General features: G+C 73.6%; 13 protein-coding genes. 8 read left to right on the forward strand and 5 right to left on the reverse strand.

Features of this window, described 5'->3' with window-relative positions; genetic code table 11:
• Positions 1 to 5 precede the first annotated feature (5 nt).
• Positions 6 to 737: a glycosyltransferase family 2 protein gene (locus ASE25_RS12940; RefSeq protein ID WP_056825933.1), complete on the forward strand. Its 732-nt coding sequence runs from the start codon at positions 6 to 8 to the stop codon at positions 735 to 737.
• Positions 738 to 747: 10 nt separating this feature from the next.
• Here the strand turns inward: ASE25_RS12940 and ASE25_RS12945 are convergent, their stop codons facing one another.
• Both ASE25_RS12945 and ASE25_RS12950 read right to left on the reverse strand, forming a co-directional pair.
• On the reverse strand, positions 748 to 1320 hold the full coding sequence (locus tag ASE25_RS12945) for an orotate phosphoribosyltransferase (RefSeq protein WP_056825935.1): 573 nt from the start codon (positions 1318 to 1320) through the stop codon (positions 748 to 750).
• A gap of 11 nt (positions 1321 to 1331) precedes the next feature.
• On the reverse strand, positions 1332 to 3524 hold the full coding sequence (locus ASE25_RS12950; protein WP_056825936.1) for a hypothetical protein: 2193 nt from the start codon (positions 3522 to 3524) through the stop codon (positions 1332 to 1334).
• 97 nt (positions 3525 to 3621) lie between these two features.
• Between ASE25_RS12950 and ASE25_RS12955 the strand changes: the two genes are divergently transcribed.
• Positions 3622 to 4122 (forward strand): DUF4446 family protein, encoded by a 501-nt coding sequence (locus ASE25_RS12955; protein WP_056825938.1) that lies wholly within the window; start codon positions 3622 to 3624, stop codon positions 4120 to 4122.
• Positions 4119 to 5066 carry a prephenate dehydratase gene (gene pheA, locus ASE25_RS12960; RefSeq protein WP_369793489.1) on the forward strand — a complete coding sequence of 316 codons (948 nt, stop codon included), beginning with the start codon at positions 4119 to 4121 and terminating at the stop codon, positions 5064 to 5066. The genes ASE25_RS12955 and pheA overlap by 4 nt, the downstream gene beginning before the upstream one ends.
• Before the next feature lie 34 nt (positions 5067 to 5100).
• Here the strand turns inward: pheA and ASE25_RS12965 are convergent, their stop codons facing one another.
• Positions 5101 to 5865: a peptidoglycan-binding protein gene (locus ASE25_RS12965; RefSeq protein WP_157623426.1), complete on the reverse strand. Its 765-nt coding sequence runs from the start codon at positions 5863 to 5865 to the stop codon at positions 5101 to 5103.
• Positions 5866 to 6304: 439 nt separating this feature from the next.
• Here ASE25_RS12965 and ASE25_RS12970 point away from each other — a divergent pair, with 439 nt between their 5' ends.
• The 4 genes from ASE25_RS12970 to ASE25_RS12985 all read left to right on the forward strand — a co-directional run bounded on the left by ASE25_RS12970 (position 6305) and on the right by ASE25_RS12985 (position 11699).
• Positions 6305 to 7879 (forward strand): S8/S53 family peptidase, encoded by a 1575-nt coding sequence (locus tag ASE25_RS12970; RefSeq protein WP_056825941.1) that lies wholly within the window; start codon positions 6305 to 6307, stop codon positions 7877 to 7879.
• Positions 7876 to 8457: an RNA polymerase sigma factor gene (locus ASE25_RS12975; protein ID WP_020143616.1), complete on the forward strand. Its 582-nt coding sequence runs from the start codon at positions 7876 to 7878 to the stop codon at positions 8455 to 8457. The genes ASE25_RS12970 and ASE25_RS12975 overlap by 4 nt, the downstream gene beginning before the upstream one ends.
• A 1-nt stretch (position 8458) precedes the next feature.
• Positions 8459 to 8965, forward strand: coding sequence for a carboxypeptidase regulatory-like domain-containing protein (locus tag ASE25_RS12980; RefSeq protein ID WP_056825943.1), 507 nt, complete (start codon positions 8459 to 8461; stop codon positions 8963 to 8965).
• Between the two features lie 106 nt (positions 8966 to 9071).
• A complete protein-coding gene (locus ASE25_RS12985; protein ID WP_056825944.1) occupies positions 9072 to 11699 on the forward strand; it encodes a CHAT domain-containing protein in 2628 nt (875 codons plus the stop codon).
• A gap of 124 nt (positions 11700 to 11823) precedes the next feature.
• Here ASE25_RS12985 and ASE25_RS12990 read toward each other — a convergent pair whose 3' ends face one another.
• Positions 11824 to 13005: an NAD(P)/FAD-dependent oxidoreductase gene (locus ASE25_RS12990; protein WP_056825947.1), complete on the reverse strand. Its 1182-nt coding sequence runs from the start codon at positions 13003 to 13005 to the stop codon at positions 11824 to 11826.
• A gap of 80 nt (positions 13006 to 13085) precedes the next feature.
• On the opposite strand from ASE25_RS12990, the gene ASE25_RS12995 reads away from it, so the two are divergent.
• Positions 13086 to 13949 (forward strand): methyltransferase domain-containing protein, encoded by an 864-nt coding sequence (locus ASE25_RS12995; RefSeq protein WP_162260609.1) that lies wholly within the window; start codon positions 13086 to 13088, stop codon positions 13947 to 13949.
• Positions 13950 to 13974: 25 nt separating this feature from the next.
• On the opposite strand, the gene ASE25_RS13000 is transcribed toward ASE25_RS12995, so the two are convergent.
• A complete protein-coding gene (locus ASE25_RS13000) occupies positions 13975 to 14652 on the reverse strand; it encodes a DUF2461 domain-containing protein (RefSeq protein WP_056825950.1) in 678 nt (225 codons plus the stop codon).
• Positions 14653 to 14710 lie beyond the last annotated feature (58 nt).

The raw sequence follows: 14710 nt of genomic DNA on the forward strand, positions 1-14710 counted from the left end.
CGACGATGACGACCCCACCGCTGTCCGTCGCCGTCGTCATCCCGGCCAAGGACGAGTCCGCTCGGATCGCCGAGACCATCCGGGGCGTGCGCACCATCCCCGGCGTGTCCGCGGTGGTCGTCGTCGACGACGGGTCGACCGACGGCACCGCCGTGATCGCCGCCCGCGAGGGGGCCGAGGTCGTGCGCCACGTGCGCAACCACGGCAAGGCCGACGCGATGATGAGCGGCCTCGGCCGCGTGTCCGGGCTGCGCCGAGTCGGGCGCCTCGACGCCGGCACGTCGGTCCTCTTCGTCGACGCCGACCTCGAGGCGTCGGCCCAGGCCGTCGGTGCCCTCGTCGGACCCGTCGCCCGCGGCGAGGCCGACCTCACGATCGCCACCCTGCCCGAGCAGAAGGGCAGCGCCGGCGGACACGGCCTCGTCGTCGGCCTGGCCCGGCGCGGCATCGAGGAGCTCACCGGCTGGTCCCCGAAGCAGCCGCTGTCGGGCATGCGCTGCCTCTCGCCGGCGGCGATCGCCGCGGCCACGCCCTTCGCCCGCGGGTGGGGCGTCGAGGTGGGCATGACCGTCGACGTGCTCGACGCCGGCCTGACCATCCTCGAGGTGCCGTGCGACCTCCAGCACCGGGTCACCGGCACCGACTGGCGCGCGCAGGTGCACCGGGCCGGTCAGTACCGCGACGTCGCGCTCGCCCTCGGCGTCCGCCGGCTGCGTCGCCGCCTCGGCCCCGGCTGACCCGGCCCGTTCAGGGGCGCGCGGTCGCTCGCGCGGCGTCGAGGTCGGCGCGGGTCAGCACGGACCGGGTCTCGAGCCCCAGCTCGTGGAGGCGGTTGGCCCCCGGCTCGCTGCGGTCGATGGTGCACACGACGACCTCGACGGTGGCGCCCTGCCCACGGAGCGCGACCGTCGCGTCCCGGGCGGCGCCGCCCGTCGTGACGATGTCCTCGACGAGGGTGATCCGTCGACCGTCCACGTCGGCGCCCTCGGCGAGCCGGCGCGTGCCGTACGCCTTGGGTGCCTTGCGGACGAAGAGCGCCGGCAGGCCGGTGAGGCTGCTCATCATCGTCGCGATCGGCACGCCGCCGAGCTCGAGACCGCCCAGCAGGTCGGTGTCGGCCGGCACGAGGGGCACCATGGCCGCGGCCACCCGACGCAGCAGCAGCGGGTCGGACTCGAAGAGGTACTTGTCGAAGTACTCCGACACGACGGCGCCGGACCGGACGACGAACTCGCCCTCGAGGCGGCAGACCCGGTCGATGTCACGGGCCAGCGCGGCCAGCTCGGCCGGCGCGGCGTGCACGTCGGGCTGCTCGCCCATGGGGTCGCTCCTCAGATGTGGTGGCGGTCGCGGCGCCGGCGCACGGGGGCGTTGCGCGCCTCGATGGACAGGAAGTGCATGACCGCCGACACGACGAGCGGCACGGTGAAGATCGCCGCGACGGGTGGGATCGCCGCGCCCGAGTCGTTGGTGAGGAAGCCGATGACGGCCATGACGATGACCGAGAGCAGGCCGCGTCGCATGAGCGGGGCCTCCTCGAGCAGGCGGCGGAGCGGCTCGGTCCCGAGGATGCCGGGGCGCAGCACGATCATGACGACGACCACCATGAGGGCGACGACGACGAGGAGCAGCACCGGCAGGTGCACGGCGAGGGAGACGTTGCCCCACAGCTTGCGCGACATGACGTCCCAGGCACCGCCGTCGATGACGGTCTGGAGGAAGCGACCCGGGTGCGAGCGCTCGGACTCAGGCCGGCGCCAGTCGAGGTAGCAGACGAGCCCGACGACGAGGCCCGCGACGAGCACGACGATCGACACGTTGCGCACCGACGTGCGCCAGCCCATGACGCCCATGAGGAGGAAGCCGAGGGCCGGCACGAGCGCGATCGGCCCACCGAAGTCGGCACCCCAGGCGGGGAGCACGTCGACGGCAAGCGCGACACCCCCGATGACGACGACCGCGAAGACGGCGAGCCGCGGGGAGTCCCGCCTGACGAGCGCGTGCGCGATGGCGGCGCACAGCAGCAGGACGGCGGCGGCATACAACGCGAAGGCGACGTTGCCCATGCCGTAGAAGCGGCCTCCGACGAGCGGCTGGAGTCCGAAGATCGACGAGATCTGCAGGTGTGAGCCCGTCAGCAGGTCGATGCCGATGACGCCCGCCGTGATGGCCGACATCGCAGCCAGCGGGCCGAGGGCCGAGCTGCTCCACGGGCCCTGGAGGCACGCGAGGGTCAGCACGGAGCTGATCGCGAGGACGAGGACGAGGAGCACCGCCACGAGCACGACGGTGTTCGTCGACCAGCGCCACCACGGGACGAGGTTGGCCAGGAAGGTCGCGGCGGGCATCGCGGCCGAGACGAGCCCGACGAGGCGCACGAGGCGCAGGACGCGCGCCCGCGTGAAGCGGCGGTTCCACGGTCGGGCCCGGCGCATCACGAGCCACAGCACGAGCATCGCCAGGGCCGTGCCCACGAGCCAGATGAGCAGGAACGGCGCGACGACGTCGTGCATCGCGTCGGCCTTGGTGTCGATGTCGGTGAGCACCGTCAGCTTGGCCGCGGCCGTCGACTCGCTGTTGTTGGCCGACGGCACGACGCTGAGCGCCCGGCCGCCGATGGCGGCCTGCGGCTCCACGCCGCCGCGCTGGAGGATCGTGGCCGTGATGTCCGAGAGCTGCGCGATCCCGACCATGCGCGTCGAGGCCGACGCGAGCAGGCCCGGGGCGTAGTGCGGTCCGCTCGCCGTGAGCAGCCGCAGACGCTCCTGCTGGTCACGGTCGGCCAGCCCGGCGACGACGAGGTCGGCGCCGTTGGGCATGGCGTCCATGACGAGCTCGATCCGGCGCTCGATGCCGTTGATCTGCTCGAGGTGCCGCGTCGGGTTGGGGTCGGTCGAGCTGATGCCGCCGACGTCGACGATGCTGACCGGGCACTGCGCCAGGTCGGACACGAGGGTCGTCGCCTGGAAGGGGGAGTACTTCGCGACCTTGCCGTCCCCCGTCGCTGCGGCGAGGCCGGCGCCCGGGCCGACGGCCTGGATGCACGTCTTGGCCGCCGCGAAGCTGTCGCCGAGCAGGCCGAGCTGTGCCCGGAACTCCGCCTCGCGCGACGCCGCCGCGAGCGCGTCGAAGCCGATGACGCGGTAGCCGGTCGTCGCGTCACCCGCGACGGGTGGCAGTGGCGTGCACTGCGGGCGGGACTCGGTCGTGTCCGGGCCGGCCGCCTCACCGGCCGAGACCGTGGCCCAGCCGTCGGTCGGGCACGTCGTCAGCCGCAGGCTCTTGACCGACACCGACGCGGCCGAGCCGTCACGGAGCAGGCCCCAGAGGATGGGCGTGTCCTCGGCCGAGACGTCGTCCCACGAGAGGCCTCCGAGCCCCACGACGACGAGCGACTCGCCCGGTTTCGGCTGCGAGGTGGGCGGCACGGGGACGGTGGTGCGCTTGACGTACGCGAGCGTGAGCGCAGCCACCATCACCAGGAGCAGGACGACGAGCGTCTTGACGGGGTGGCGGCGGATCACGGGGGACAGACTACAAACCGAGCCTGTCCGTGGAGGGCGAGGTCACGGGCTGGAATCGGAAGGCCACGGGCGACCGGCGCGGCTACCCTTTCCGATCGTGGACGCCTCGACGCTGACGACCCTGGCCATCGCCGCCGCCGTCGTCGCGCTGCTCGCCCTCGCGCTCGCCGTCCGGGCCCAGCTGCAGCTCTCCCGGCTCCGGCGCGACTTCGCCGCCCTGGACGACGGCGGCCAGACCGACATCGCGCGCGTGGCCGCCACCCAGAACCACCGCATCGACCGGCTCACGGCCGAGCTGACCCGCCTGCGCGAGCACGTGGCGAGCGCCGAGGACGACGTGCGCCAGAGCCTGCGCAACGTCGCCGTCGTGCGCTACGACGCCTTCGGTGACATGGGCGGGCGACTGTCCTTCTCGGCCGCCATCGTCGACGACCTGGGGGACGGCATCGTGATCAGCTCGATCCACGCCCGCGGCGAGTCCCGCACGTATGCCAAGGGCATCGTCGGCGGGAAGTCGAGCATCACCCTGACCCCCGAGGAGCAGCAGGCGCTCGCCTCGGCGACCCGCCTGCCCGACCGGACGAAGGACGCGTCGTGACGCCGCCCCGCACGCCAGACCAGCTGCACCGCTTCGGCTACCTCGGGCCGCGTGGCACCTTCACCCAGATGGCGCTCGACGCCTGGGACGCCGCCGAGGGCCGCGACCACCTGCCGTTCGGCTCGGTCGACGCGGCGCTCTCGGCGCTCCGGACCGGTGACATCGACGCCGCCATGGTCCCGATCGAGAACTCCGTCGAGGGAGGCGTGTCCGCGACCCTCGACTCCCTGGCGACGGGGGAGCCGCTCGTCGTCATCGGCGAGGTGCTCGTCCCGATCACGTTCGTCCTCTGCGCCCGGCCGGGTGTGCCGCTCGACACGGTCCGCACGGTCGGCACCCACTCGCACGCCTGGGCCCAGGTGCGCGGCTGGATGGGGCAGCACCTTCCCGAGGCGGAGTACGTCCCGACCCTGTCGACGGCCGCGAGCGCCGCCGCGCTCGGGCAGCCGGGCGACGTCATGTTCGACGCCGGCGTCTGCGCGCCCGCCGCGGCCCGCAACGAGGGGCTCGAGATCCTCGCCGAGGACATCGGCGACAACGCGTCGGCCGTCACGCGCTTCGTCCTCGTCGCGCGACCCGGCACGCTGCCCGAGCCGACCGGCGCCGACAAGACGACGGTCGTGCTCTTCCAGCGCGACGACCACGCGGGTGGCCTGCTCGAGCTGCTCGAGCAGTTCGCGGTCCGCGGCGTCAACATGACCCGCCTCGAGTCACGGCCCACGGGCGAGGCCATGGGCTCGTACTGCTTCTCCATCGACTTCGAGGGCCACGTCCTCGACGCGCGCGTCGGCGAGACCCTCATGGGCCTGCGGCGGGTGTGTGCCGAGGTGCGGTTCCTCGGGTCCTACCCGCGGGCCGACGGGGGTCGCCCCGACGCACGGCCCGGCACGTCCGACGACGACTTCGATCGCGCGAGGACCTGGCTCGACGACCTGCGCGCCTGACCGGCCCTCCTCGGACGGTCCGGCCGACTCGGCCTCAGCCGATCGTCGCGCCCATCTTGAGCAGGAAGAGCGTCTCGTCGCCGACGACGCCGTCGTCCCCGATGCGGTTGGCCTGCTGGAAGCGCTTGACGACCTTCTTCGTCTCGGAGCCGAAGTCCCCGTCGACGGTGATCGTGCCGCCCGCGGCCCGCAGCGCCCGCTGGAGCGTCACGACGTCGGCGCCCTTCGAGCCGACCTTGAGCGTGCCGTCGCCGAGGGAGCGCGAGATGAGCAGCACCCACATGCCGGCGTCGATGCGGCCCGGCTTGGGCGCCGGCCCCTCGAAGGTCGACTCGACCTTCGTCACGGCCGCGCGGGTCTGGGCGCCGTAGACGCCGTCGACCGCGACCGGGCCGTAGTCGGCGTCGTTGAGGAAGCACTGGAGCGACCGCACCGCCGGTGCCGTCGCGCCGCGCTCGAGCGCGGGGTATGCCGGCAGCGTGCGCTCGCACGCCCCCGCGACGCTCCCCGGGTCGGTCGGCGTCGGAGCCGGTGTCGTCGGCGTCGCGCTGGGCGTGGCCGACGGGCGCGGGGTGGGCTTCGTCGGGGTGAGCGGGTCGGCCGTCACCGTCGGGATCGGCTCGGTGGGGCCGGGCTGGACGGTGCCCGTCGCCGTGGCCGTGACCGTAGGCGACTCGACGGCTGACGTCGTCTGCGGTGTCGTGCCGCTGCACGCCGTCAACGTCAGGCCGAGCACGACCACCGCTGCAGCAGAGGCGATCCCGCCCCGTCGATCGTGACTGTTCCGAAGGCCTATCATGCCCTGCACCCTGACTCCCCTGAGCTCACGTCGCGCGGTCCCGACGTCCGCGCACGTTCGAGAAGTATGCGCTGCCGGGAGGGAGCGCGCGAGCGCGACGCGCGGCGACGGCATACGCGGGCCGTGCCCGTCCGAGGTGCGGCCCTGCGCGCGGGCCGGGGAGGGGGCGCCGGTGCTGCCAGGCCCGGCGCCCCACGGACGGGACCGCCCCCTGGAAGTCCCGAACCCCTGTGCAGGTCACCGGGCCTGCTGCCCCTCCGCAGCGCCCCGTTGCAGCCCGGTGACCGTTCCCCCTGACCACCCAGAGTCGTCCCGTCCCGGCTTGATACGTCTCCGGACGAAAAAGTTCGGAAGGCCCGATGTATCAGGAAAACGAGTACGCACACTCAGTCGGGTGTAAGGGTCTTTCCAACACCATCCGCCCCTCAGGAGGTTGTCGATGTCAGAGTCGGGTCCCGACGCCCCACAGGGAGCGACCGGCGAGAACGCGGCCGGCGGCTCCCGCCGCCCCGAACGTCCGCCCGTCCGCGCCCTCGACCCGGCCACGGCGATGCGCCTGACCGACGGTCGCCCGCCGCTTCCCGCCCTCTACCTCTCCGACCGCCTCCTCGTGCGCACTCCGTCGGGTGGGGGCAGGCCGCGAGGACTCGAGGACCTGCGCACGGCGCTGGGCAAGCTCGAGCTCGACTTCACCGTGACGCCCCGGCCCGACGGTGGGCCGCGCGACCTCGACCAGCCCACTTGGGGCACGAGCATCACGCTCCGGCCGACCCGCTCGATCGACCCTGTCGACGCGTGGAGCGTGCTCCAGCGGCTGCGCCAGTCCGGCGAGCCCGTCGCCGAGCAGCTGAGCCTCGAGCACGTCCTGCGGCCGGCAGACGGCTACTGGGGCGGCGTGGGCGGCTACTGGGGCGGCGTCGGGGGCTACTGGGGTGGCGTGGGCGGCTACTGGGGTGGCGTCGGGGGTTACTGGGGTGGCGTCGGCGGGTCCGCGCTGCAGGAGTACTCCGTGCCCGGGCGGGGCGGCCGTATGCCGGTGGCCCTGGCCCTGCCCGACCCGCGGCTGCGGGCACGTCCCGTCGACCGCAACCCCGTCGTCGTCGTGCCCGACACGGCGGTCGCGGTGCACCCCTGGTTCAAGGACGGCGAGGGGGTCGTGCGGCTCGAGCTCAAGGACGGCCGGCTCGTGCCGGTGAAGACGCCGAAGCCGGTCGACCCACCGATCTCCGTGCCGGCCCCGAGCGAGCCCGTCGGGCTGCTCCAGGGGCACGCGACGTTCATCGCCGGCCTCGTGCGCCAAGGCTGCCCGGAGGCGACGATCCTCTCCATCCCTGTCATGGGTGACGACGGCGTCGTCGACGAGAGCGTCATGCTCGACGTCCTCCAGGCGCTGCTCGACCGGCACGTCCACGGGCAGGAGCACGACGACGCGTCCGAGGTGGTCGACGTCCTCTCGCTCTCCCTCGGCTACTACGCCGAGGACCGCAGCTACACGTCCGGGCCCGTCGCCGACCTGCTCGACCGCTTCGGCGAGCACGGCGTCCTCGTCGTGGCCGGAGTCGGCAACGACGGCACGAACGCGCCGTTCGTCCCTGCGGCGCTCGCGGCGGCACCCCCGCAGCGCGTCACCGCGAAGTCGGTCCCGCCGCTGGCCAGCGTCGGCGCGACGAACCCCGACGGGGTGACCGTCGCGCTCTTCTCCAACAACCTCACGGTCGTCAGCGCCGTGCGGTCCGGCGTCTCCGTCGTCAGCACCTTGCCGCTCACCAACGGCATGGGCCAGCCGTCGTCGCAGGTCTCGGCCGACGGCACGGTGCGCTGCACGGTCGACCCCGACGACTACACCGGTGGCTTCGGCGTCTGGAGCGGCACGTCCTTCTCCACCCCGGTCTTCGCGGCAGAGCTCGCGGCGGCCCTCATCGACGAGGGCGGCCTGGCCGAGGTCTCGTCGCCCGTCATGCGCAAGCGGGCCATCCGTGCCCTGCGCACCTGCATCGGAAGGGCGCGATCATGACGCCGACCCCCACCGCTCCCGACGGACTCGGGACCCTCGCGGGCAAGGCGTTCGCCGCCTACCGCGCGGGGGAGCGCGAGCGGCTCTCCGAGCTCGTCGACCTCGTGACCCCGGTCCTCTGGAACGCGGCGCGTTCCCAGGGCGGCGCGCCTGCGACGTGCGAGGACGCCATCCAGACGGCGTTCCTCCAGCTCGTCGACCGGGCCGACTCGATCAACGAGCCGGCTGCGGTGCTCGGTTGGCTCGTCGTCGTCGTCAAGCGCGAGGTCTGGCGGCTCGCCCGCGGGGCCCGGCGCGAGTTCGGTGTCGAGGAGGTGCCGGAGGCCCCGGCGCAGCAGCTCGACCCCGAGGCGCAGTCGATCCTCTCCGAGCGCCAGCGCGTGCTGTGGAAGCACGTCTCGACCCTCTCACCGCGGTGCCAGGAGCTGCTCCGGGTCATCGCCTTCGCCGACCGCCCTGACTACGCCGCCATCGCGGAGTCGCTGGGGATGCCGGTCGGCAGCATCGGCCCGACCCGTGGCCGCTGCCTCCAGAAGCTGAGGACGACCCTCGGCACCGACCCCGGATGGGCGGTCTGACATGACATCTCACACTGACGCCATCGATGCCCGCGACATCGCCAACCTCCACCACGTGCGTGACCTCTTCGGCCACGCCGACCCCGTCCCGAGCGACCTCGCCGAGCGCATCAAGTTCGCGATCACGGTCCACGCCCTGCACGCCGAGGTCGCCGAGCTCATGGACTCGGCCCTGCTGACGACGCGGGGCGCCGACGCCAAGGTCGAGCCGACACCGACCGACTCGGTGACCTTCACGGCCGCCTCGGTGAGCCTCATGGTCTCGTCCGGTCCCGCGGACTCCGACGGCACGGACGACGACGACGACCGTGTGCGCGTCGACGGCTGGGTCACGACGCCGGGCGCGCAGATCGAGGCCGTGACGACCGAAGGCAGTTCCATGGTGATTTCGGATGCGAACGGGCGCTTCGTTCTGGATGATCTACCCCATGGGCCGGTGCACTTCGTCGTCACCGACCCTGGCAACGAGGACATGCGACCGGTCATCACCCCCACCATCCAGATCTGACGATCCGGCCCGACGTGGTGACCGGCCCTGAGCGAAAGGCCGGGCGGGACCCATCGATCTGCTCGAGAGTGCACGCACCCTGCGCGAGCAGGGTGCCGCGGACAACATGGCCGGCAGGCCGGTCGACGCGGCGCGCTCGCTGACGGCGGCCCTCGACGAGATCGAGCGCCTGGCGGGCGCCGCGCCCTCCCGGGATCGGCTCGAGCTGCGCTGCAAGACCCTCATCACGCTCGCCCTGACGGAGTTCATGCTGTCCGGCGTCGAGGCCGCCCTGGCTCGGCTCTCCGAGGCCGAGGTGCTCGTCGACGAGCTCGGCGACGAGGCGCTCCGAGCCCGGCTCGACTATCAGCGCGCCAACATCCACGGCCGCGTCGGTGACCTCGCCTCGGCATGGGACGGGCTCGAGGGGGCAGTGCGCCGCCTCGACGCCTTCACCGAGCGCGAGCAGTGCTCGGTGCACCTAAGCCGCGGGATGCTCGCCTTCGAGCTGCTGCGGCCGCAGGAGGCGCTCGAGTCCTTCGCCGAGGCGGCGCGCCTCGCGCACGACCTCGGCGGGGTGGCCCAGGAGTTCATGGCCCGCCACAACGAGGGGTATGCCGCCTACCTCCTCGGTGACATCCCGCGGTCCCTCGCCGGCATGGCGCTCGCCGAGGAGCTGGAGTCCGACGTCTTCACGGGACCAGCGCGCCTCGACCGTGCCCAGGTGCTGCTCGAGGCGGGGCTCGTCAAGGAGGCGGTCGAGGCGCTGCACGGTGGCCTCGAGGCTCTCGAGGGCGACGGCCACGACCAGATGCGGGCCGAGTTCGAGCTGGCACTCGCGCGCGCCCACCGGCTGCTCGGCCACCTCGACCTGGCGGCCTCGGCCGCCGCGTCGGCTCGCGAGACGTATGCCCGCATCGGGGCGACCGCGTGGGCTGCCAAGGCGATGCTCGTCGGCCTGCTCGTCGAGCTGGACCGCCAGCGGCGCACCCGCCGTGGTCGGGAGCGCGACGGCCACGGCGGCGTCACCGAGCACCAGGACGGGAGCCGCCAGACCGGGGAGCGCCAGGGAGAGCTCCGTGAGGCCGACCTCCGTGAGGCCGACCTCGTCCGGCGCGTCGTCGGTGTCGGGGACGCCACCGTGGCCCTCGCGGCGGCGGCGACCGCCGACGAGCTCGCGGAGACGGCGACCGAGCTGGGCGACTCCGAGCTCGCCGACAGTGCTCGGGTCGTCGCCGCGCAGGCACTGCTGCTCGCCGGTGACCCGGCCGGAGCCAACACGAGGCTGCTCGGCCTCGAGCGGGTCTCCACCGGGTCGCTCTCCGACGAGCTCGATGCCGCCGTGGTCACCGCGATGACGCTCGTCGCCACCGGCGACCTCGCGCCGGCCCGACGCATCCTCGTTCGGGCCTCCCGTCGCCTCGCGGCGGGTCAGGAGGGGAGCGCGAGCCTCGACCTGCGCACCGCCCGCGCGGTCCACGGAGCCCGACTCTCCGAGCTCGACCTCGAGCTCGCCGTCCCCCGGGGCAGCGGCGCCGTGCTCGAGGCCCTCGAGCGGTGGCGCAGCGCCACCGACCGGCTGCCGTCGCTCGGGCGACCCGACGACGAGCAGCTCGCCCAGCTCACCGAGCAGCTGCGCGCCGTCCGGGGGCACCTGCGCGGAGAGGGCGACCCGGAGCAGGCGCGCGAGCTGCACGACCACGCCTCGCGCCTCGAGCGGCAGATCCGAGACCGCGACTGGGCCCTGAGCCGCAGCGGTGGGGCCTCGCGCGCCGTGCCGGTGCGGGTCCGTGAGGCGCGCGAGCACCTCGGCCGGGCCGACCGCGACCTCGTGTGGTTCTTCCGGCACCGCGGCCGCATCGGTGCGGTCGGGGTCGTCGGTGGTCGCGCGACGATGCGTGACCTCATGCCGGCCGACCGGGCCGCAGAGCTCGCCCAACGCATCCGCGTCGACCTGCGGGCCGCGGCCACGCACCACCTGGGCCCGCTCGCCGGCGCCGTCTGGTCGTCGTTGCGTTCGAGCGCGACCGAGCTCGACGACGGCCTGCTGCGGCCGTGGCGCACCGACCGTGGCCTCGTCGTCGTGACGTGCCCCGAGCTGTCGGCCCTCCCGTGGGCGCTCCTGCCGTCGATGACCGGACGGCCGTTCACGGTGGCGCTGTCGCTGACATCGTTCACCCGCCGCGCCGCACCAGCGGGGGACGCTCCTCGTCGGGGGCCCGTCCACGTCAGCGTCGGCCCATCCGTGCCTCGCGCGTCGGGCGAGGGCCGCACGATCGTCGGCACGTGGGGCGAGGTCGCCCACCTCGCCGAGCCGTCCCGCCGGGCCGACCTCGTCGGGGCACTCGCCCGCCCGGGTGTCGTCCACGTCGCCGCGCACGGCACCCACCAGGTGGAGTCGCCGCTCTTCTCCTCGCTCGTGCTCCACGACGGGCCCGTCTTCGCTCACGAGCTGCAGCCCACCGGCGTGCGCGCCGACCACGTCGTGCTCTCGGCGTGCGAGGTCGGGCTCACCTCGCCCCGCCCCGGGCACGAGTCCCTCGGTCTGGCGCTCTCACTCCTCTCGCTCGGCGCGCGCTCGGTCGTCGCGGCGGTCTCGCCCGTGCCCGACGACGTCGCCGCGACGACGATGACGCGCCACCACGAGCTGCTGGCCGCCGGCCTCCCGAGCGACGAGGCCCTGGCCCGCTCGGTCGCGGAGACCGACGACGTCGCCGCCGCCTTCCTCAACCTCGGCGGCCAGCACCGCCCCTGAGCGCGCCCCCATCCCGAACCGAACGCAGCGTTCGATCGCGAACTCAGGGCTCTAACAGTGAGTTCGAGAGCGAACGCGGCGTTCGGTCGGGTTTGTGGCGGGTCTGTGGCGGGTCTGTGGTGGGTCAGGCGGCCTTGCGGCGGGCCTTGATCTCGCGGCGCTTGCGCAGGGCCATGGCCAGGGCGATCTTGCGCGCGTCGATGGACAGCTCGCGGAGCATGCCGGAGATCGGGTTCGTGTAGCCGGTGAACCACAGGCCCTTGGCGCCGCGCGCCGTGCGCCCGCCGCGTTCGACCGGGCGGCCCTTCTCGTCGAGCACCCCGAGGTGCCCGATGAGGGGCTCGAGCCCCTGGCTGTAGCCGGTCGCGAGCACGACGAGGTCGGGCGTCAGGCGTGTGCCGTCCGCGAGCACGACGGCATCCCCGCCGAACTCCCGCAGCGCCGCCACCGGCTCGACGGCGCCGGTCCGGATCGCGTCGATGATGCCGACGTCCTGCACCGGGATCGCGTTGTCGCGCTCGACCCTGGTCAGCAGGCCGGTGTCGGGACGCGGCAGTCCCTGCGCCGACAGGTCAGGGGTCTGCAGCCGGCCGACGATCGGTGCCACCGTGTCGACGAAGGCCGTGGGCAGCCGCCGCACGGCGATGCCGGTGTACTGAGCGGCATACGGCCCCGTGTTGCGTCGCAGGATGTGCGGCACCGTGCGCACGGCCAGGCGCACGCGCGCGGCGCCGTGCTCGACGAGGTCGACGGCCAGCTCGGTGCCGGTGTTGCCCGTGCCCACGACGAGGACGTCCTTGCTGGCGTGGGCCGACCCGTTGCGGTAGTGCCGAGCCAGCACGACCTCACCGGAATATCCTTGCAGGCCAGGCACGTCCGGCTCGCGAGCCGTGTGGTTGAAGCCCGTGGCCACGACGGCGTACGGCGCCGTGAGGGTCGTCCCGTCCGCGAGCGTGAGCATCCACGACTCACCGTCCGCGGAGCGGTCGACCCGGCGCACCTCGGTGCCGAGGCGCACGTCGAGCCGGTGGTGGGCGGCATACAGCTCGAGATAGCGCACGACGTCGTCGCGTGCGACCCAGCGGCCCATCTCCTTCGGGATCGGGAAGCCCGGAAGGCCGGAGAGCTCACGCGGTGTGTGCAGGTGCAGCCGGTCGTAGTGGCTGCGCCACGACGTGCCGACGCCGTTGCTCCGCTCGAGGACGACGCCGTGCAGGCCACGGGCTTCGAGGGCGGCGGCGACGGCCAGGCCACCCGGGCCGGCACCGATGATGTATGCGTCGACCGGGACGCTGCGCTGGGTCACCGGCCCAACGTAGCCGCCCACCCTCGACAGTTCTCGGCAAACCCCGCCCCGATCCGAACGGTGGGCAGCATGCTGGAGCGGTGACCCCTCAGTCGGGCCCGACTCTTCCCGAGGAGCCGGGCGCCGCCCCGAACATGTTCACGCGGGAGCGGATCGGCGAGGGCGACGCTGCCCGCGTCGCCACCCTCGTCGCGCTCCTCGACGCGCAGGAGCAGCAGCCGGCGGTCCGGCGCCTGCGGGCCTGGGCGTTCGCGGCCCTGGCGCCGGAGCCCGGGGAGTCGGTCGTCGACGTCGGGGCGGGGCTCGGCACGGAGCTGCGTCGCCTCGCCGAGGCCGTCGCACCGAACGGACGTGCGGTCGGTGTCGAGCCCAACCCCGGCCTGCGCGAGGAGGCGTCGCGGCGTGCGGCCCTGCTCGGGTCCGCCGCGACGTTCATCGACGGCGACGCCGCCGACCTGCCCTTCGCCGACGGTGCCGTGCACGTGCTGCGCTGCGAGCGCGTCTTCCAGCACCTCGCCGACCCGCAGGCTGCGGCCCACGAGCTCGCGCGGGTGCTCGCGCCCGGTGGACGCGCCGCCGTCCTCGACAGCGACTGGGGCACCGTCATCAGCCACCCCGGCGACCCCGACCTCGTGCGTCGCTACGCCGAGGCCAACTGGCGACGGATGCCGAACCCGTTCGCGGCGCGACACCTGCCGAACCAGCTCCGGGCCGCCGGGCTGCTCGTCGACCACGACATCGGCTCGGCCGCGCTGATCATGCCGCCGCGCGCGCTGCTCGGCAGCGGTGTGGTCCACCGGAACGCCGATGCCGCGGTGCAGGAGGGCGCGCTGACCCGCGAGGAGGCCGACCGGCTCCTGGCGGACGTCATGGCCGCGGCGCGGGCGGGCACGGCCTTCTTCTCCGTGACGATGTTCGGGGTCATCGGTCGCAAGGCCGGCTGACGGTGCAGCCGGGAGGCCGGGCACGTCACCGCCGGGTCGCAGGCTCCTCGGCGCCGACGTGCTCCTCGAGCCAGGCCGTCAGCGCTCGCACGGCCCGCCACGTGTCCCGGACCTCCGTCAGCGTCCGGGTCGTCGACAGCCAGGCGGGCGCGCCGAAGTCGCGGGAGACCATCAGCTCCTTGTGACGCAGCGTCGCGATGCGGGGGTGGTCGGCGGCGTATCCCCTCGGGGTGGTCTTGACCTGCTCGCCCATCAGCTCGAAGTCCTTGCCGCGCAACGCCTCGAGGATGGTCTCGAGCGCGAGTCCACTGGACGGCGTGTCGACGGCTGCCCGGAAGCGGGCGGTCTGCGCCGGGCTCACCGCCCGGAAGCCGCCGCCAGCGCGCAGGCCGTCGGCGCTCACCTGCACGTAGTAGCCGAGCACCGTGCCGGAGCCCACGAGCGCGCCCTGGTGGGTCTTGTAGGGCGACTTGTCGGCGCTGAAGCGCACGTCGCGGTTGGGTCGGAAGAGCTTGGCCGGGCCGAACTCGTCCTCGAGACCGTCGAGCAGGGCGAGCATCGGCTCGCGCACGTCGCGCTCGTAGACGTCCTTGTGGGCGAGCCACCAGTCCCGGGAGTTCACGTCCTCGAGCTCGGCGTAGAAGGACAGGGCACCGGGAGGAAAGCCGGAAAATGTCGGGGAGGAGGACTCAGGCGTGCTCATGTGGCGACTCTGACACCGGGACCGGGTTGTTAGGCAAGGCTTACCTGTGCTTTCCTGA

Origin of the sequence: Terrabacter sp. Root85, assembly GCF_001429185.1 — a bacterium.
Lineage (GTDB): Bacteria > Actinomycetota > Actinomycetes > Actinomycetales > Dermatophilaceae > Terrabacter.